Genomic DNA, 21,030 nt, shown 5'->3' on the forward strand with positions numbered 1-21,030 from the left:
GTTATTTTCTATAACGCTCAGGATTATCTCAACTTAAGAGTTGGTATGAATCCTGACAATGACAGCGATCCTGTGACCTTTAGTGGTGCGCTTAATGCAGGTATTAAGCTTATCCAGGAGAAGTATCCTTTCATAAGGATTGTGTGTATGTCTTTCCCTATGTGCTATGCCTATGATTCGTCAGGCCAGCTTGTGAGCGGCGACAGATATGATTTTGGAAATGGTAAGCTTACAACTTACCTGCAGTTTATGATTGATGTTTCCGGAGCAACTGGAGTTTCTTTTGTAGATAACTACTATGGCACGATTCATGAGGACAACAGTTCAACGTGGCTTTTGGACAACGTCCACGTGAATGCTGACTGTAATGCCTACATGGCAGATCACTTTGTGAGAGTCATCTATCCTGATTACGGTAATTGAGAGGTTTTATGAAAAAGAGAATTGGTTTAGCAGATATTTTGCTGCTCCAGAGTGCAGTAGTTGTTTATTCTCTGTCTACTGTGGCAGCCAATCTGGCTTCAAAATATGAATTTTTATCAGCCGGATACATTTTGTTTTTTGGACTTGAGTTTGTGATATTGGCAGCCTACGCACTTATCTGGCAGCAGATGATAAAAAGGTTCCAGCTATCAGTAGCCTATGCCAACAAGGCGATGACACTTATGTGGTCGATGCTTTGGAATTTTATAATTTTTAGTCAGGGTATAACTCCATTTAAGGTTGTGGGTGTAGTATTGGTAGTAATCGGAGTTATGATCATGAATACAGGCGCAGTGAAGGGGGAAGGTGAAGATGATTAACATTTACTTTTTCCTGATGATAGTATCTGAGTTTATAGCCTCCACTTCACAGATGCTTCTTAAGCAGAGTGCCGGACGTAAGTATTCTTCTTTTATCAGAGAGTATTTAAATGGACTTGTAATTGGCGGATATGGACTCTTGGTTTTATCCATGATCATTTCCATATTTTGTTATGATGGACTTGGATATATGGGGGTAGTAGTAATGGAGCCTGTGGGCTATATTATTGTTATGTTCATGTCCAGATTTTTCTTTAGAGAAAAGATCACGAACAGAAAACTTTTAGGAATGCTGTTTATTATTGCCGGAATAGCTGTTTTCTACGCATTGGGGTGAAAAATTGAAAGCGAAGCAAAAGTTAGAGGTAAACAATATAATCGCAAGGATTATCACAGTCATAATGGCTGTGGTAGTTCTTGCGCTTTTATTTGTATTTATCAGTGCAAATATTTTCCATTACACAGCCAGGATGGAAGCGGATATTGCGTCAGAGACTCTTTTGGGGACAGTGATATATGACAACGGTTTTGTTCAGCCATCAACCTGGTATGCTTCGACTACAGTGAGGGTCATATCCGTACCTAATCTTGCTGCATTTATTTATCCCCTTGTCTCACAGAATGCCAATCTTGCAGCAGGGATAGCCTGTGTCATAATGATGGTTTTACTTCTTGCGGTTATGATTGTCTACTTCAGACAGATAGGCTTTTCCTGGGCTCAGGTTTTGACGAGCCTTGTGATCATCTTGTCTTTTACAAATGCTGCAGATGAGTTTCAGAGAATGCTGTTTTTGTACGCTTCATACTATGTAAGTCATGCTATAACGCTGTTTATCATCCTTATTTTTTATAACAAATGGTTAAAAGATAACAAGGTAAGCTGGTGGACTTTGGCACTTTCTCTTTTGATAGCTGTTCTCAATGGATTACAGGGAATGCATGCCTGCCTCTTCTGCTATATACCCTTGGTTGTGGTTGAGGTTTTAAGGCGTTTCGTTTTCTGGATCAGGGAAAAGAAACAGAGTGATCCTTTCATTTTGATATGGACTGCTATTTTATTTGTTGTTTCTTTTGGATGTACCAAGATATTTGCTACCACCAACTTCGGAGCGAGCAGAAATATCAGACATGCCTTTGAGAAATTTGTAGGTGAGGTGTGTCCTGTTATTGGAACAACACTTAGTTTCAACAGGTTGCCAGTCTTAGTCATCCTGGTTCTTGCTGCAGCGCTTGCAGGCTTTGTTATTTACATTTTCAAGCTTGTTAAATATGCAGGTAAGAAGTTTGATGAAGATATATTCCAGAATTATAGGGCTGCTCTGTCAGACTATAAGCTTGATTCCTCTGATAAGACTTACAGATACTGGAGCATGTTGGTATTTCCTTTTGGATTTATTTTGTGTGTGCTGCTTGAGACCTTTACTACTGCAGATGTGGCAGGGAGATATTTTCTTATGCTTTTGTTTACAGTTGCTACAGGCTTTTCTCTTTTGATCCACCAGTTAAAAGAAAAGTTTCAGGACTTTGCTCTTTTGAGAGGAATTATTCTTACAGCATCTCTTTTCGTTGTGGCTTTCTATGGTGCTTTTTCTGCTGTTGTATTCTATAGTGACCTTGTGATTAATGACTATTCCTATGACACATATGCCTATAAGGCCTATAACTGGATGGCTGAGAATGGCTATACTTACGGTTATACAACATTTGATTATGCCAACTATATTACTGTTATGGGAAACAACACTGTCAAAGTCAGAGCTGTTAATAACATGGCTGAAATGGCCGGCTGCAAGTGGCTCTCTGACACTACCTGGTATCCGCCTGTTAAATCCCAGGAGGGGGAAACCTGCTATATAGTCTCTGAGGCTATGACTGAGGATTTTAATGTATTTCTTGAAACCTATGAGCCTGAAATTGTGAATACAGAAGAAGTTGGTAAATTTGTCATCTATGTTCTGGACCACGATTACACCCTGTGGGAGAGGTGACAAAAGGGGCTTGGTTGATGATGTGATTTATAAATGCTAGAATGTTTTTCGAGGGGATTACTGTTTTATGTGGAGGTATTTGGAAAAAGAGGAGTAATAATAATGATAATAACAATGATCAGTTGGGGCTACATCTTTTGTGTAAGCTTTTGCCTTGGATATGCTGTTTTGAAATTGCTGTCCAAAGTGATTCCGATACCGTCTCTTGAGACACTTGGTATTGCCGGCGTTGTAGTGACCGGACTGGTGAGTATGACTGTATATGCTGAGTATTTCAGCATTTTTTATAAGGTTGGGGGGCTATGTCATGGAATAATGTTTATAGCCTTTTTAGCGAGCTTTTTCATATATAGAAAAGAAATAGTGCCTATATTTAAGAATCAGCTTGTTCATGACAACAGATTAAAATTTGTCTTGTGTTCTATTATCTTTGTTACTGCGTCTTTCTATTCTTCCCGAGGACAATACCATACAGATACAGGAATTTATCACGCGCAGGCCATACGCCTGTTAGAGGAGTACGGATGCCTTAAGGGGCTGGGGAATTTCCAGCTTCATTTTGCTTATAATAGTTCATATCTGGCTTTATGCGCATTGTTTACCATGAGCTTTATTTTGCCGCAGGCTCTACACACCATGACAGGATTTTTTATGGTTCTTTTTACAGGCTACGCAGTAAGCGGGCTTATAAGGTCAAAAGGCCACGGCTGGAAGGGCTCTGATATGGCCAGGATAGCCATTATCATGTACTCTGTGACTGTATTGGACGGCCTTCAGTCCCCTGCCACTGATTATGGCACCATTTACATGATGATGTATATTTTTACAGCCTGGATCGTTCATGCAGAGGAGAAAAAAGATAAATCGGAAGACCTTGCGCTGTACGGGATTCTTTCAGTTTTTGCAATCTTTACTGTAAGCATGAAGTTGTCTGCAGCTGCTATTGTTTTACTTGCTGTGGTTCCGCTAGCTCTTTTGATCAGGCAAAAGAAGTTTCACCTGATTGTAATATATGTTTTGGTTGGATTCTTATCCTTCCTTCCGTTTTTGATTAGGAACGTGATTCTGTCGGGGTATCTGATATATCCTGTTACAGCAATAGATTTATTTGACGTGGTCTGGAAAATACCTGCTGAGTATGTAAAAGTTGATTCGCAGCAGATAACTGCCTGGGGAAGGGCTCTATATGACATAAGTAAACTTGATCTTCCACTTGCGGAGTGGCTTCCCATCTGGTGGGGTGGCCAACAGGTTTATGGTAAGTTTCTTATCTTTTCACAGGCTGTTGGAATATGTCTTGTTACTTTCATATTCCTAAGAAGGGTTGACAGAAGTCACAGGCTGAGAAATGATATGATAGTTTTCTACATAACGCTTCTTGGAGGCGTTGCTCTGTGGTTTTTGACAGCTCCATTTATAAGGTATGGTCTTGCATATCTGCTTTTGCTGCCTATGTGCGCTCTGGGTGATTACTTTGGTGAGATGTTTCACAGGTGGCAGATAAGGCTTTTGACTATAGTATTTGCAGTGGCAGTATTGTTCGGACCATGGACAGTCAATTATATTGGGGATGATATTGAGTTTGTGCAGGATTATACAAAGGATGGATATATATTTTGGCCCATCCCGTTTGAGGATGCGGAAACGGATATCTGTGAAATGGATGGTGTCACGGTGTATAATTCTACAGATGAAGAGGTTAACAGTTACAACTACTATCCAAACACCTGCTATCACGATATGATGAACAGGACAGAACTGATTGGAAGTACGATTAAAGAGGGATTTAAGCCAAAGGATGTTACCGATGGCGATTAAAGGGAGAAAAGTTAAGGTATGAGAAGAAGTTCGAAAAGAGGATTGGGGCTCATTGGGAAGAGTTCGCGTACAAGGCGCCATGACGAGGATATAGATTACAGAGAGCAGTACGATGATGAGTACGATGATTATCCTGAGGATGACTATGAGGATGATTACAGCGATGTAGAGGATGACGATTACTACGAGGATGATCGTGAGTATGATGAATCCGATGATGCGTACGAAAGAGATGAAGATTACAGATCAGATGATCGTAGGGATGATCAGGAATATGAGCGCGAGACAGACGGCATAGATGATGACGAATACGACAGAGACTATGACGACGACCGTGATTATTACGAAGATGATTATGAGGATGATGATTCCTACGAAGAAGATGACGAGCTCTACGAGGGCGACGAGGACTACAGAAATGTAGAAGACATCGATGCCCGTAGGAACTATGAGCACGACGACTACGATGAGGATGATGAAGACTACGACGATGTCTATGATGACTATGTGGCTGATTCCAGGCGTAGCAGATATCGTGAAGAAGATAGAAGAGATAATCGCCGTGATAGGGATTATGATGATAGGAAGTCTGGAAGAGGCAGAGCCCATGATGACTGGCATGAGAATGAGCTTCCAACTTTTCTTAGAATCATCACCGAGTCTTCTGCTGTTGAGAGAATCGCAGCATTGATTTTTGTTGTTCTGATTGCCGGAGCTGTGGCTACAGGTGTTTTCTACAAAAAAGCCATGGACAAAAATCATGAGATCAGTTCTTTTGCCAGTGTGGGAGAGAACTACGGCGAGACTGAGATCGTGGGTGAGAGCGGACTTATTGCAGTGGCAGATGCCCAGAGAGCAAAGCTTGAGGCGGCACAGCTTATTTCTGCGGACGAGGAAGCTGAGGAAGAGGAAAATAGTGAGAAAGAGGATGAGAGCGCAACGATCAATGTTTCCATGTCAGTTACCACTATTAAGAGCGATATTAAGATAAAGTTTACCAATTCCAAGACAGGAAAGCTTATTGCAAGCACTCCTTTTACAGTAACAGTTAAAAATCCTGATGGCAGCAGCGTAACCTATGACGACCACGATCAGGACGGAATCATCTATAAAAAAGACCTGACGGCAGGAAAGTACACAGTTACTCCAAATGCTCTTACAGGTGACTATGCAAAGTATAAGGTGGATACGTCTTCCAAGTCTGTTACTGTTAAGAATACAGTGGAGATGAAGGCCGTTGACGTTACAGGCGAAGTTAAGAAGGAATCTGAAGTCAACGTGGCAAAAGAGGACACGGCCGTAGCAGACAAGGTTGAGTCAGCCCTTACTGATACAGTTGAGTGGGTTGAAAGCACCAAGACTGCGGTTGGAGAAGGAACTGACAGCGGAGATGGCAGCTATACCTACGAGGCTGTGGATAAGAGCAACATTGTTGATCCTTCCAGCAGTGCAATGAACGGTGTTGGAAGATTCATGTTCCTTGCTTTTGCAGCTACATCTGAAGAGAATTCTGATAATGATGAAGAGGATAAAGAGTTCAAGGTAAAGTCCTACGATGTTACCCTGAAGATCGGCGAGACCTCCAAGATAGAGATAACTGATGGACCTTCAGAGTTTAATTATTCTTCATCTGATCCTGATCTTGTAAAGGTTTCTGATGATGGAACAATCACAGCTGTTGGCGAGGGTGTTGAGTACATTACCATCACAGCCGATGGCTATCAGAAGGAAATTGTAAAGGTTACTGTTAAGAAGGAAGATAGCTCATCAAGTAGCGCAAGCTCAAGCAGTTCTTCGTCAAGCTCCAGTAGCTCAAGCACCACAGGCAGCAGTTCTTCTGCAGATAAAACTGCACCTATCAGCATTACAAAGGTTACTCTTGTAAAGGGCAGGACCTTTAAGATTGAGCCTAAAAACTCTGATATATCACTTAAGGTAACTTCTGCAGACACCGGAAAAGTCTCTGTTGATGGCACAACCATAAAGGGTGAAGATGCCGGAGAGACAACAGTCACTGTAACAGCGGATGGCTATACAGAGGCAAAGGTGACAGTTACTGTAAAGAGCAATTCCGAAAAGCTCCAGACTAAAGACGGCAAACAGGTTTACATCAAGGACAGCGAAGGCAACTACATAGAGGCCGACTATGGTGACTACTATATTGAATCTGCCTTTTATCTTAGAAATGGTGCAACTTCTTACAAGTACACCGGATGGCAGACTATCGATGGAAAGACCTACTATTTTGATAAAAACGGCGTTGCTGTGACCGGTGAGCAGGTTATTCAGGGGGCAAAGTACACCTTTGGAAGCGACGGTGCTATTGCCGGTTCATCCAACGTTATGGGTATCGATGTCAGCAAGTGGAACGGAAATATTGACTGGGCCGCAGTTAAGAACTCAGGTGTGAACTTTGTTATCATCAGATGTGGTTACAGAGGTTCATCAGAGGGCGCACTTATTGAGGACTCCAAGTTCAAGTCCAACATAAAAGGTGCTCAGGATGCAGGACTTAAGGTCGGTGTATATTTCTTTTCACAGGCAGTTAATGAAGTTGAGGCCGTTGAGGAAGCTTCAATGGTTATCAGCCTTATAAAGGGCTACAGCCTTTCATACCCGGTTTACCTGGATATTGAAAAGAGTAACGGCCGTGGCGATGGAATCAGTAATGACCAGAGAACAGCCAATATCAAGGCTTTCTGCGGAACAATTGCAAATGCCGGTTACTCAGTTGGTGTTTATTCCAATAAGACCTGGTTTACTGAGAAGATGAATGTTTCTCAGCTTAGCAGCTACAACATCTGGCTTGCCCAGTACAAGTCAGCCATGGAATATTCAGCTTCCAAGGTAAATATGTGGCAGTACACTTCAAAAGGAAAAGTGTCCGGTATTTCCGGAAACGTAGATATGAACATCTACTATTAACAAACGGACGTATGAAAAAAATTTTTTATGATAGAAAATTGATATTTTTATACCTGATCCTCCCATTGGCATTTTTCTTGGGATTTGCAGTGTTTGATGGGACAGTATGGTGCGTGGATTCACCAAGTTACGTGAGCATGGATTTCACCAGGGAGCCTGTGTATCCTCTATTTCTCTTAGGCATCAGGAGAGTTTTTGAGTTTTTTGATTTTGCAGGTCAGATGTACGGGCAGCCTTCATATCTTTTCTGCGCTGTGATCATTCAGAGCCTTTTGTGGGTCTATGCTACAGCAAGACTTGGCTTTTTTATGTACAGGGTGGCAGGTGACAACACCTATGAGAACAAGGCAAGACTTGTTGGTTTCCTTGCTGTCTTTTTTCAGATTACTGTGTGCGTTTTGAACCGCTTTGTTGCGGCCAGAGGCTCTATGTATTCAGAGTGTATAATGACTGAGTCTCTTGCAATGCCACTGTTTGTGCTCTTTAACATCAGGCTCTTTATGGCACTTAAGGATTACAACAAGCTGAATGTGACTGTATTGTTCTTGCTGTGCGTCCTGATATCAAGCATCAGAAAGCAGATGCTCATAACTCTTCTTGTTTGGGGATTTGTGTCTTTTGTCATGCATCTTTTGTGGAAAAGAACCAGAGATATCAGGAGATTTGTGCAAACCTGTATCCTTGTGATCCTTGCAGTTGTCTGCATCAGCGTCGCAGACAGGAGCTATAACTACGTTCTTCGCGGGCATTTTGTGGAGCACACAGGAAACAGCAAGGGAGCTCTTGATACAGTTCTTTATACTGCAAAGGCTGAGGATGCAGTTTTGTATGAAAAGTATGATAGTTCTGAGGATTATCCAAAGCTTAGTGCGCTGTACACCAGGATTTATGATACTTTGATCGAGCGGGAGCTTACAATTGACTTTGCTCCATCAGGGTATGAACTTGGTGATGAATCTACGATTTCCAACTCTGACTGGGTATCCATGGCATCCCACTATGCGGACTGCTACGATGTTATAGGCTTTGACGTTGTGCTCCCCATCTGCGAAGAGTATGTGGCGGAGCATTTCCCGGAGCTTGATGAGGTGGAAGCTCAGCTAAAAGAGGACGCGGTTGAGAAAGTTCTTTTGACAGAGCTTATGAAAAAAGATATTTCGGGAATATTTAAGGGAGAGTCCAAAGCCTTCCTGTATGTATTCAAGGCAAATCTGCTCAAGGCATTTGTCATATCAGTGGCTAACATATCCCCAGGGATTCTTATTACAGCATCTTTGGTAATTTACATTTTGTATCTGACTTTGATGTTCAGAATGGGAGTCCTTAGGAAAAAAGAGGATATTCTTTTAATGGCATTCATTGTTATCGTAGGAGTGTTTATAAACAGCGTGGTTACGGGCTCTATGATATTCCCACAGCCCAGGTATATGTGCTATTCTATGGGACTCTTCTACTTATTGATGAGTTGTGGTATACTCCTATGATGAGAATATTTTTGTAGGATTGCGAGAACGAAGTGGAGCAATCCGTCTTATCATAGCTAAGTAAATAAAAGAACAAAAGGAAAACGAGGAAAAATAAATGAGAACTTATTTAGTAACTGGTGGTGCCGGATTCATCGGCTCTAACTACATTCACTACATGTTCAAAAAGTATGATAACGAGATCAGAATCATTAACGTTGATGCTCTTACATATGCGGGTAACCTTGAAAACCTCAAGGATATCGAGAACAGAGATAACTACACATTTGTAAAGGCTGATATCTGCGACAGAGATGCTATCAACAAGATCTTTGAAGAGAATGACATCGACAGAGTTGTTCATTTCGCAGCTGAAAGCCACGTTGACAGATCAATCGTTAACCCTGAGATTTTTGTTCAGACAAATGTTTTGGGAACAGCTACAATGCTTAACGCAGCCAAGAAGGCTTGGGAGCTTCCTGACGGAACATTCAAAGAGGGCAAGAAGTTCCTTCACGTTTCAACTGATGAAGTTTACGGTTCACTTGATGATGACCCAACAGCTTTCTTCTATGAGACAACACCATATTCACCACACAGCCCATACTCAGCTAGTAAGGCAAGTTCAGACATGCTTGTAAAGGCTTATATGGATACATATAAGTTCCCTGCAAACATCACAAACTGCTCCAATAACTACGGACCTTACCAGTTCCCTGAAAAGCTCATTCCACTTATCATCAACAACGCTCTTGCAGGCAAGACACTTCCTGTATACGGTGATGGTAAGAACGTTCGTGACTGGCTCTATGTTGAGGATCACGCTAAGGCAATCGACATGGTTCAGGAAAAGGGCCGTCTCTTCGAGACATACAACGTTGGTGGCCACAACGAGAAGCAGAACATCGAGATCGTTAAGACTATTATTGATGTTCTTAAGGATGAACTTGATGATTCAGATCCAAGAAAGGCTCACCTTTCATATGATCTTATCAAATACGTAGAAGATCGTAAGGGACATGACAGACGTTACGCTATCGCTCCTGACAAGATCAAGTCAGAAATTGGCTGGGAGCCTGAGACAATGTTCAAAGAAGGCATCCGTAAGACAATAAAGTGGTACTTCGAGCACATGGACTGGATGGCTAACGTTACATCCGGTGACTACGAAAAGTATTATGAAAAGATGTATAAAAATAAGTAAGGAGAACTGAGATGAAAGGTATAATTTTAGCTGGTGGATCAGGAACAAGGCTTTATCCACTTACACGTGCAATGTCTAAGCAGATGATGCCTGTTTACGACAAGCCAATGATCTACTACCCACTTTCAACACTTATGCTTGCGGGCATTAGAGAAGTTCTCATTATTTCAACTCCAAGAGACCTTCCTATGTTCGAAGAGCTTTTTGGCGATGGATCACAGCTTGGAATGCACTTTGAGTACGCAGTTCAGGATCAGCCAAGAGGACTTGCTGACGCATTTATCATCGGTGCCAAGTTCATTGGAAGTGATTCAGTAGCACTTGTTCTTGGAGATAATATCTTTTACGGTCAGAGCTTTTCAAAGCTCCTCAGAGAAGTTGCAGCAAGAGATAAGGGCGCAACTATCTTTGGTTACTATGTAAGAGATCCAAGAGCTTACGGCGTTGTAGAGTTTGATGAAAACGGCAAGGCTATCAGCATTGAAGAAAAGCCTGAACACCCAAAGAGCAATTATGCTGTTCCTGGTCTTTATTTCTATGACAACCAGGTAGTTGATATAGCAGCTAATGTAAAGCCATCAGCAAGAGGAGAGATTGAGATCACAAGTATCAACAACGAGTACTTAAGAAGAGGCGAGCTCAGAGTTGAGACTATGGGCAGGGGCTTTGCATGGCTTGATACAGGTAACCATGATTCACTTCTTGATGCATCAGACTTCGTTTGCGCATTCCAGAAGAGACAGGGACTTTACATTTCCTGCATCGAGGAGATTGCTTATAAGAGAGGCTTCATCGACAAAGAGCAGCTTCTTAAGCTTGCTGAGCCTTTGATGAAGACAGATTACGGTAAGTACCTTAAAGAGGTTGCTGAGGGCCTATAAGCACTGCCGAGGGGGCTTTGTATGGACAAAAGAGTGTTTAGAATGGCGATACTGACTATAATAAGCGCAATCTTCCTTGTCCTTGTTATAGTGTATGCCGCCAACACTGAAAAAATAAATGCACTTTTTGGATGGGGACAGACTACAGCGGAAGAGAATACTTCTGAGGTGGCTGCCTCCTATTACAGCGGGGATTTATCTGAGTATGGCCTGCAGATTGGCAATGACCTGGACGGCTTTTTGGCAGATCCGGACTTCTTTGATGAGACAGAGAAGGTTTCTTCTGCTGTTGTCATAAAGAAGGTTTCTTCGTCTGAAGATTCTTCGGAAAGTTCATCTGCATCCAGCTCTGGAAATCCGGATGAACAGTCAGGCACAGGAATGGCTGTTGTTGGAGAACTCCTTAATCCAAACGGACAGGGCGTTGATCCGGCCACACTTGACAGCAGCCTTTTTCAGTACAATGGGCAGATGCCACAGACTCCGCCTCCTGCAGGGCAGGCACCGGGAACTGCGGTTGGAACTGTACCTGGAAACTGATTTTTGTAAAAAGAAATTAATCTGATTGCAAGCAGCAGTTCAGGATAAAAGAATAAATTTATAAAATGGAGATAGTTTTAAAATGGGTAAGATAACAGTAGAAACATGTGAGATCGAAGGACTTAAGGTTATAACACCTACAGTTTTTGGAGATTCAAGAGGCTATTTTGTTGAGACTTACAATAAGAATGATTTCGTAGAGGCTGGAATTGATGTAGAGTTCGTTCAGGACAACCAGTCAGCAAGCCACAAGGGAGTACTTAGAGGCCTTCATTTTCAGAAGGAGTTCCCACAGGATAAGCTTGTAAGATGCATCAACGGCGAGGTATTCGACGTAGCAGTTGACCTTAGAAGAGATTCCAAGACTTTCGGAAAGTGGTTTGGCGTAAGACTTTCAGCAGAAAACAAGAAACAGTTCTTTATTCCTAAGGGATTTGCTCATGGTTTCTACGTTTTATCTGATTATGCAGAGTTTGCTTACAAATGTTCTGATTTCTATCATCCAAACGATGAGGGCGGTCTTATCTGGAACGATCCTGATATCGGAGTAGAATGGCCACTTCTTGAGGGCGTAGAAATTGACCTTTCAGACAAGGATACAAAGTGGAAAGGAATTAAAGAGTATTGATCAGGGGACTTAAGAAACTTCCCAAGCGCGCAGGCTTGGGGATTTTCTACGTACTGGCGCTTTCACTGGCGCTCTTAGTTATTTTTCACACGAACACTCTTGCAGACCCGCACACAGAGATGCTTAAAAAGATATGTGGATGTATCTTGATAGGTGTCAGCTGTGTTCTGGTCTTCTTTTGGTATGACAGACTTCTTGTTTTGCCTGTTGAACTGTACAATTCAAGAAAGCTCATAAAGAGATTATCAATAAATGACTTTAAGAAAAGATATGCCGGTTCCTACATGGGAATTGTGTGGGCTCTTGCCCAGCCTGTAGTAACGGTAGTTATGTACTACATCGTTTTTGACAGGGTTTTCCAGTCAAGAGCTCAGGCCGTATCTGACGGTGTTGAAGTTCCTTATGTTTTATTCCTTACAGCGGGCCTTGTGCCATGGTTCTTTTTCTCAGAGGCACTGACCAACGGAACAACATCACTTCTTGAGTACAACTATCTGGTAAAAAAGGTGCTTTTTAAGATCAGTATCCTTCCTATTATCAAGATAATTGCAGCTATGTTTATCCACGTGTTCTTTATTTGCGTGCTTTTATTCATTGCCTGCGTATACGGCTATTATCCAAGTATTTACTGGCTCCAGCTTATCTACTATGTGGGCTGCGAATTTATTCTGGTTTTGTCCATAAGCTATGCAACCTGCGCAATTGTGGTGTTCTTTAGAGATCTTTTGCAGATAATCAACATAGGACTTCAGCTTTTCCAGTGGGCTACACCTATTCTCTGGAATTTGGATATTGTACCGGACAAGTACAAGTGGATCTTCAAGCTCAATCCTATGACCTATATTGTTGAAGGCTACAGAAATGCCATTTACGGCGATACCTGGTTCTTTGAGCATTTCTATTCATCAACTTATTTTTGGATCTTTGTAGTTGCAGTATTCTGTATCGGATCCCTCATATTCAAGCGCTCTAAACCGCACTTTGCAGACGTTCTATAATCGGAGATTTGTATGGATAAAGACATTGCTATTGAAGTCAAAAATCTGACTAAAATATATAAGCTCTATGATAAGCCCATGGACAGACTTAAGGACTCTCTTGGACTTGCTAAAAAAGGCACGTTTAAGGAGCACAGGGCGCTTAACAACGTAAGCCTTTCTGTCAAAAAAGGCGAGACTGTCGGAATCATTGGAACAAATGGTTCAGGAAAGTCCACTATCCTTAAGATAATCACAGGAGTTCTTTCTCCAACAGAGGGAGAAGTGAACGTAGACGGCCATATTTCAGCTCTTTTGGAGCTGGGAGCAGGCTTTAACATGGAGTACAACGGAATCGATAATATCTACCTCAACGGTATGATGATCGGTTTTTCTGAGGAAGAGATTGAAAAGAGGATGGACGCTATCCTTGAATTCGCTGATATAGGCGACTATGTTTATCAGCCTGTTAAGACCTATTCAAGCGGTATGTTCGTGCGTCTTGCCTTCGCAGTTGCCATAAATATTGATCCTGAGATCCTTATTGTCGATGAGGCTTTATCTGTAGGTGACGTATTCTTCCAGGCCAAGTGTTATCACAAGTTTGAGGAGTTCAAAAAGAAAGGAAAGACTATTCTTTTTGTATCCCATGACCTTTCAAGTATCAGCAAATACTGTGACAGAGCAGTTCTTTTAAATCAGGGTGTTCTCCTTGGTGAGGGAACTCCCAAGAAGATGATCGACATCTACAAGCAGGTTCTTGTTGGACAGTACCCGCTTCCGTCAAGTGATGTGGAGAATCTTTTAGATGATGAGTCCATCAGGGAAGCTGCCGCTTCAGCAGACAAAAGAGCTGACGCCAAGATCAAGGGCGACAAAAAGACGTCAAAAGATAAGGAATCAGTTTCAGATGTTGAGGCCCTCGAGTATGGCGACGGCGCAGCAGTTATTACTGAGTATTACATCACTGATAACAAGGATGTTCGCACAAACTCCATCATCAAGGGAACAGATTTCACTGTTCACATGAGAGTTAAGTTTAACAGAAATGTTTCAGCTCCTATTTTTGCCATGACCTTTAAAAACGTTATGGGCATAGAGATTACAGGTACCAATTCCATGGTTGAGAAGGCCTTCTTGGAACCTGTAAAAGCAGGAGATGTAAAAGATATTACCTTTACTCAGAATATGTCACTTCAGGGAGGGGACTACCTTCTCAGCTTTGGAGTAACAGGTTTTGAACAGAATGATTTTACAGTTTATCACAGGCTTTACGATGTGCTTAACGTATCAGTCGTCTCCGATAAAAACACTGTTGGATACTATGACATGAACAGCATATGTAAAGTCAGTGATGCAAAAAACGACTGAAGAACATGAAACAGGTGCGTAAATCAGCACTTGCGAGGAAAGAGCATGCAGGAAGAGATTAAGATCGGGGAAGTCACCCTTAACTTTAAACACTATTCAGGGGTTGATCTTTATAGCGATGGCGCTATAGAGAACGACCTTCTTGATATTGTTAAAAATCATAAAAAAGAAGAGTATCAGAAGATCATAGAGGAGAAGGCAAACTGGCCTATCCTTTATCATTTATCTGATCAGAGAGCCAATATTGTTGAGTGGATCCCAATGGACCCAAAGGCTAAAGTCCTGGAAGTTGGTTCGGGGTGCGGCGCCATCACAGGCATGCTCTCTTCAAAGGCAGGAGAGGTTGTGGCCTGCGACCTTTCAAGAAGGCGCTCTGAGATCAATGCCACAAGAAATCAGGAGTGTTCCAACGTAACTATTCATGTTGGTAACTTCAGAGACATTGAGCCTGATCTCCCAAACGATTTTGACTATATCTTTTTGATCGGTGTATTTGAATATGGTCAGGGCTATATTGGCACAGACAATCCTTACGAGAAGTTTTTGAGAATGCTCTCAAGACACATGAAAAAGGGCGGAAGACTTGTCATTGCCATTGAAAACAGACTTGGACTTAAGTATTTTGCAGGATGCGCTGAGGACCACCTTGGAACCTATTTTACAGGTATCGAAGGTTATTCACCTGACAGCGTAGCCAAGACTTTTACCAGAAATGGTCTCATAAACATTTTCAAAAAATGCGGCATGAACGATTACCATTTCTATTATCCATATCCTGACTACAAGCTTATGACTCTTTTACACTCGGATTCATATCTTCCTAAATTCGGGGAGCTTCAGGATAATGTAAGAAACTTCGACAGAGACCGAATGGTTCTCTTTAATGAAAAACATGCCTACGAGGATCTTATAAAAGACGGCATGTATCAGGATTTTGCCAATTCGTTCCTGGTTATTTTGGGACCGGGAGTTGATACAATATACAGTAAGTACAGTAATGACAGGGTGGATGAGTTCAAGATCCGTACTGACATTGCAATAGACAGGGCAGGCAGAAAGATAATCAAAAAGTATCCTCTGACAGAGGCTGCAAAAGAGCATGTCTTTGGCATAAGGGATGCGTATCTTGGCCTTGTTGAGAAGTTCAGAGGCGGAGACCTTGAGATCAATGACTGTCAGCTTGATGAAAAAGAGGGCTGTGCCATTTTCTCTTTTGTCAACGGAGTGCCCCTGTCATCCCTTCTTGACGAGTGCATTGATAAGGATGACTTCGAAGGCTTCAACGCCCTTATAAATGAGTATTACCGCAGAATAAAGTATAAAGAGGATTATCCTGTATCGGATTATGACCTTATTTTCTCAAATATTATGGTTAATGGCCCCATTTGGACTATAATAGATTATGAGTGGACTTACGGTAAGTGCATCCCTGCAAAAGAGCAGATGTGGAGGGCACTTTACTGCTATAGGCTAGAGGACAGGAAAAGAGAAAGCTTCGATCCAAAGCCTATATTTAATAAGATTGGTATTACAGAAAAAGAGATCCAGGTTCTTCTTGATGAGGAATATGCTTTCCAGAAATATGTGACCGGCAACAGAAAGTCCATGGTTGAGATCTGGAAGGATATAGGACGAAAGGTCATCGTGCCGAAGGAAGTGACTTTGGGGGCACAGAATGCGGCAAGACCCGCGGACCTTATTCAGATTTATCTTGATGAGGGCGAAGGCTATTCAGAGGATGAATCCATTTTCCCTGAGGAGCAGTACGATGAGAAAAATACTGTAAACCTTGATATCAGGGTGGATTCAAACTGCAAGACAGTCCGTATTGATCCTGCCTTTGCATCCTGTGTAGTGACTATCGTTGACGCTTCCTGGAATGGTACTTCAATTTCAGAGGGCGGAGCGGACATAGATATACACCCTGTCAATGGACAGTGGATATCAGATGATTCTTTTGTCTTTAACAGTGATGACCCTAACATTGAGTTTAACCTTACAAGCAACAAACTCAGTATTCAGGAGAGGAATCATCTGAAGGTATCTCTTTTGACAACTCTGATCCCAAGGAATGCGGCAGATGCTATCGCAAACTCCATTCCTGAAGTGACAGTAGCTGAGCCAAAAGAGAATATCATTAAAAAGATCGGGAAAAAGATAATCAGTAAGCGTGAAGAGCTGTACTACAAAGACGACGAGGAGTAAGTAAAGGGGAATGCTTAAAGACCTGGCAAAGAGTGCTCTGATCAAAAGGAGTGTAACTAAATATAACAAAACAGTTAATGCTAAGTCTTCGGCCTATGACAAGTGGCAGAAAGCCATAGAAAAAGAGCCTGTTGTTAAAGCAGATGCGCCTGTTATCATGGAGACTTTGGAGACAGGAGAGGTTGTGCCTCACAAAAAGCCTGAGCCTAAGGTGAAGGTTATTGCCTATTCCAAGGTCTGGGAAGTCTCTGATGTGAAGGGCGATGAGAATACCATCTACATTTTTGCAAGTAGCAGAGGAAAGCTTACAAAAAGGGCTCAAGAGGTCATTCAGCAGTACTTTATTGCTCATCCGGAGCACAATGTAGTTTACGGAGATGAGGATGAAATGGGAAGTGGTGGCAAGTACATCCATCCATATTTCAAGCCGGACTGGTCTCCGGACTCTTATTTAAATGCTTTCTATATTGGCAGCTTTTTTGCCTGCCGTTCAGAAACCATGCATGCTGCAGCTACAGAATACGACAACGCAGTCAGGATGCTTGGTGGCGTTTCCAACAAAAAGAATTCACCGGAACAGGTTGGTCTTGAGGCATCTTTATTATCAGCAGATGTCCTCTTTTGTATGCTTGCAATACATGAGAGAGCCTTTGCAAAAAGAACCGGAATGGAGCTTCCAATCGGTCATATAAGAGAGGTTTTATTCCACAGAAGCGCTGAGCAGGAGGTCTTTTACGGAAGGTCATTCCACAATTCAAGGCATATGCTCTTAAAGCCTGCTACAGTCAGCATTATCATTCCGTCAAAGGACCATCCGGAGATACTGCAGCAGTGTCTTAATTCCATTATTGAGACCACCGGTGATGAGAATATCAAATATGAGATCGTGATAATTGATAACGGTTCCTCTGCTGCAAACAGGGTTAAGTACGGCGTATACTGCAGCCGCGCGCCTAGAAAGAACGGACTTACCAATATCAATTACATTTATAAGCTTCAGGAGTTTAATTTCTCCGCTATGTGCAATCAGGGCGTGAGGAATTCAACAGGGGAGTATCTTCTTTTCCTAAATGATGATATTGAGGCTAAAAAAGAGGGCTGGCTTCGCGAGATGCTCTCCCAGGCCCAGCTTGGCCATGTGGGAGCAGTGGGTGCTAAGCTCATTTACCCTGATACGGACCTTATCCAGCACGCTGGAATTGCCAATGTAAGGAGAGGTCCTGTCCACAAGCTTCAGAAGATGCACGATGGCAAGAACCATTATTTTGGCTACAACAGAGGTGTTCACAACAACATCGGTGTTACTGCGGCATGTCTTTTGATAAGCAGGAAAAAATATAATGACATCGGAGGTTTCCCTGAGGAGCTGAAGGTGGCCTTTAATGATGTGGATTTCTGTTACTCTGTGATAGAGGCTGGTTACTACAATGTCTGCTGTAATCATATTTACCTGTATCATCATGAGTCCCTGACCAGGGGAATTGATAATCTGGACCCTAAAAAGATGGAGAGACTTGGCCGTGAGGGAGATACCCTTATGAGACGCCATTCTCATCTTTATAATTTCGACCCGTTTTATAGTCCCCATCTTACTGAGGATGAGACTATTTCGGCCATCATTCCAAAGGAGGATTACACTCCTGTTGAGGACATCCCTTACAGCCGCATCTCTGTTCATGAAAAGGGAATCAAGGGCGCAAGGGAAGATCAGTGCTTAAGGATTGGCTGCGAGTACAACGGTACTCTGGACAACTGGCTCTACGGCGTAACTGCTGAGGGGAATGATGAAGGCTATTATTTAAAGGGCTATAGCTTTGTTATCGGATCTGATAATGCTATTTTCGAAAAGCAGCTGCTGCTGCGCCTTGTGGAGAGACATGAGGATGGAGCGGGCCCTGCTGACAGGAAGGTTTATGCTGTGCCATTTTATACCTGGTACAGGCCGGACATCCGGATAAGGCTTCAGGATCAGGTCAATGTGGACCTGACAGGCTATAAGGTAAAGATCAGAAAAGGCGATCTTGAGCCCGGGTATTACCAGATCGGCATGCTTGCTGTTGATAAGACAAGCAGGCTAAAGCTTGTAAACTGGGTGCCAAATATCCTTAATGTCAAGGAATAAATGGATATACAGAATTTAGGAGTAGTAGATGAGCGAAATTGACTATAAGTCTGCATATGAAAAAGAGAAACTAAAAAGTGCAGAGCTGGCCAGCAGAATAGCTGAACTTGAAGATAAGAACCAGGAGCTTCAGTTCAAGCTGGACAGGATAAAGAATAATCCTATATGGAAGGCTTCAACACCTGCGCGAAATACCATGCACTGGGTGATCAGACAAAGAGACCGTATCAGAAACCAGGGCTCTTTAAAGGGAGTCATTGCCAAGATAAAGTACAAGCAGATTGAGAAAAAGGCCATGACTCACTACGGAACAGAGAGCTTTCCAAGTGAGGAGACAAGGAGAGAGCAGGAAAATACTAAGTTTGAATATGAACCTTTGATTTCAATCCTGGTTCCTTTGTATAACACTCCGGAGAAGTTTTTAAGAGACATGGTTGAGTCAGTTCTGGCTCAGACCTACTCTAATTGGCAGCTTTGTCTTGCTGATGGTTCTGATGCTGAACACATAGAACTTGTTTCAAGGATCGTTAAGGAGTATCAGGATAAAGACGCTCAGCAAAATGCCGGTGATGCAGCTGGCAAGAGATTAAAAAGCAGGATTAGCTACATGAAGCTTGAGAAGAATGAGGGTATTTCAGGAAATACCAATCACTGTCTTGAGCTGGCTGAAGGTGAATATATAGGTCTTTTTGACCATGACGATATTCTTCATCCTGAGGTCCTTTACTGGTATGTAAAGGCAATCAATGAGGAAAAGGCAGATTATCTCTACTGTGATGAGACCACCTTTAAGGGCGACGACATCAACAAGATGATAACCATGCACTTTAAGCCTGATTATGCAATCGATAATTTAAGAGCTAACAACTATATCTGTCATTTCAGTGTATTTAAAAGAACTCTTTTGGACGGAACAGAGCTCTTTAGAACAAAGTTTGACGGAAGCCAGGACCATGACATGATCCTTCGCCTCACAGACAGGGCTGAGCACATCGTTCATATTCCAAAGCTTTTGTATTACTGGAGGTCCCATGCCGGGTCAGTTGCATCAGATATCAATGCAAAACCTTATGCTATTGAGGCTGCAAAGGGTGCAGTTGCTGATCACTTAAGGCGACACGGCTATGACCATTTTAAGATCACAAGTACCAGAGCCTTTGAGACAATCTTTAAGATTTCTTACGAAGTTGTGGGAACACCAAAGATAAGTATTGTGATTCCCAACTGTGAGCATGCTGAGGACCTTAAGAGATGTATTGATTCCATATATGAAAAGTCTGTTTACGACAATTACGAGATAATCGTTGTTGAGAACGGCAGCAAGGGTTCAGAAATAAAGGGCTATTATGAAGAACTTAAGAATGGCTCCTTAAAAGATATTGTGAAGGTGGTTGATTTCTACGAGAATGGGCTTCACTTAAATGCAGACGGCTCAAAGCCGGCATTTAACTATTCAGCAGTTGTAAACTACGGAGTTTCAAAGTCTACCGGTGAATATATAGTTCTTTTGAATAATGATACTCAGGTTATCACAGTCAACTGGATGGAAGAGCTCCTTATGTATGCCCAGAGAAGTGACGTTGGTGCGGTTGGTGCCAAGCTCTACTTCCCTGACAGAAAGATCCAGCACGCGGGCGTTGTATTAAAACTTGGTGCTCACAGAACTGCAGGTCATTCACACTATGGACAGGCGGGTATGAATCTTGGATACATGGGACGCCTTTGCTATGCTCAGGACGTAAGCGCTGTTACAGGTGCATGCCTCATGGTTAGCAGGGCAAAATACGATGAGGTCGGCGGCTTTGACGAGGGCTTCCAGGTAAGTCTTAACGATGTAGACTTCTGCTTAAAGCTTCGCGACAAGGGCTATCTGAACGTATTTACACCATTTGCAGAGCTGTTCCATTATGAATCCTTATCAAGAGGCCTTGACCTTGAAGGTGAAAACGCAAAGCGCTACGAGGCAGAGTCAGAGCACTTCAGGACTAAATGGAAAAAAGTTCTCGATAAGGGAGACCCTTACTACAATCCAAACTTCTCCCTTGACAGAAGTGATTTCAGCCTTAATGTAGAAGGGTATTCGAGCCTGAGAACACAGTAATCGA

Annotated in this window: 16 protein-coding genes; all 16 read left to right on the forward strand. The window is 42.4% G+C overall.

The features are described from left to right. Window positions 1-423: hypothetical protein (locus E7303_RS12240; protein ID WP_292145609.1), on the forward strand; the 423-nt coding region annotated here is incomplete at its 5' end. Window positions 424-431: 8 nt separating this feature from the next. Beyond that, window positions 432-803 carry a transporter gene (locus E7303_RS12245; protein ID WP_292145610.1) on the forward strand — a complete coding sequence of 124 codons (372 nt, stop codon included), beginning with the start codon at window positions 432-434 and terminating at the stop codon, window positions 801-803. After that, entirely contained in the window at window positions 796-1,140 is a 345-nt protein-coding gene (locus E7303_RS12250) for a multidrug ABC transporter (RefSeq protein ID WP_292145612.1), read from the forward strand. Before E7303_RS12245 ends, E7303_RS12250 begins: the two co-directional genes overlap by 8 nt. A gap of 4 nt (window positions 1,141-1,144) precedes the next feature. Next, complete coding sequence (locus tag E7303_RS12255; protein ID WP_292145614.1) at window positions 1,145-2,791, forward strand: hypothetical protein; 1,647 nt, start codon at window positions 1,145-1,147, stop codon at window positions 2,789-2,791. Between the two features lie 102 nt (window positions 2,792-2,893). Further along, entirely contained in the window at window positions 2,894-4,609 is a 1,716-nt protein-coding gene (locus tag E7303_RS12260; RefSeq protein WP_292145615.1) for an LIC_10190 family membrane protein, read from the forward strand. An 18-nt stretch (window positions 4,610-4,627) separates the two neighbouring features. Beyond that, window positions 4,628-7,534, forward strand: coding sequence for a GH25 family lysozyme (locus E7303_RS12265; protein ID WP_292145618.1), 2,907 nt, complete (start codon window positions 4,628-4,630; stop codon window positions 7,532-7,534). 11 nt (window positions 7,535-7,545) lie between these two features. Further along, window positions 7,546-9,018, forward strand: a complete 1,473-nt coding sequence (locus E7303_RS12270; protein WP_292145619.1) for a hypothetical protein — start codon at window positions 7,546-7,548, stop codon at window positions 9,016-9,018. Between the two features lie 97 nt (window positions 9,019-9,115). Beyond that, on the forward strand, window positions 9,116-10,201 hold the full coding sequence (rfbB, locus tag E7303_RS12275) for a dTDP-glucose 4,6-dehydratase (protein WP_103870246.1): 1,086 nt from the start codon (window positions 9,116-9,118) through the stop codon (window positions 10,199-10,201). An 11-nt stretch (window positions 10,202-10,212) separates the two neighbouring features. Continuing rightward, the gene (rfbA, locus tag E7303_RS12280; protein ID WP_292145621.1) at window positions 10,213-11,082 is read left to right on the forward strand and encodes a glucose-1-phosphate thymidylyltransferase RfbA; all 870 of its coding nucleotides are present in this window, start codon (window positions 10,213-10,215) and stop codon (window positions 11,080-11,082) included. A 21-nt stretch (window positions 11,083-11,103) separates the two neighbouring features. Then, window positions 11,104-11,622 carry a hypothetical protein gene (locus E7303_RS12285; protein ID WP_292145622.1) on the forward strand — a complete coding sequence of 173 codons (519 nt, stop codon included), beginning with the start codon at window positions 11,104-11,106 and terminating at the stop codon, window positions 11,620-11,622. 82 nt (window positions 11,623-11,704) lie between these two features. Further along, the gene (gene rfbC, locus E7303_RS12290; protein WP_022774378.1) at window positions 11,705-12,250 is read left to right on the forward strand and encodes a dTDP-4-dehydrorhamnose 3,5-epimerase; all 546 of its coding nucleotides are present in this window, start codon (window positions 11,705-11,707) and stop codon (window positions 12,248-12,250) included. Next, window positions 12,247-13,248 (forward strand): ABC transporter permease, encoded by a 1,002-nt coding sequence (locus E7303_RS12295; RefSeq protein ID WP_292145623.1) that lies wholly within the window; start codon window positions 12,247-12,249, stop codon window positions 13,246-13,248. Before rfbC ends, E7303_RS12295 begins: the two co-directional genes overlap by 4 nt. Window positions 13,249-13,260: 12 nt before the next feature. After that, a complete protein-coding gene (locus E7303_RS12300; RefSeq protein WP_292145625.1) occupies window positions 13,261-14,598 on the forward strand; it encodes an ABC transporter ATP-binding protein in 1,338 nt (445 codons plus the stop codon). Window positions 14,599-14,643: 45 nt separating this feature from the next. After that, window positions 14,644-16,803 (forward strand): class I SAM-dependent methyltransferase, encoded by a 2,160-nt coding sequence (locus tag E7303_RS12305; protein ID WP_292145627.1) that lies wholly within the window; start codon window positions 14,644-14,646, stop codon window positions 16,801-16,803. A 10-nt stretch (window positions 16,804-16,813) separates the two neighbouring features. After that, complete coding sequence (locus tag E7303_RS12310; RefSeq protein ID WP_292145629.1) at window positions 16,814-18,925, forward strand: glycosyltransferase family 2 protein; 2,112 nt, start codon at window positions 16,814-16,816, stop codon at window positions 18,923-18,925. 28 nt (window positions 18,926-18,953) lie between these two features. Beyond that, window positions 18,954-21,026 carry a glycosyltransferase family 2 protein gene (locus E7303_RS12315; RefSeq protein WP_292145630.1) on the forward strand — a complete coding sequence of 691 codons (2,073 nt, stop codon included), beginning with the start codon at window positions 18,954-18,956 and terminating at the stop codon, window positions 21,024-21,026. Window positions 21,027-21,030 lie beyond the last annotated feature (4 nt).

It is taken from the genome of Butyrivibrio sp., from assembly GCF_015056685.1.
In the GTDB taxonomy this organism is placed as follows: Bacteria; Bacillota; Clostridia; order Lachnospirales; family Lachnospiraceae; genus Butyrivibrio.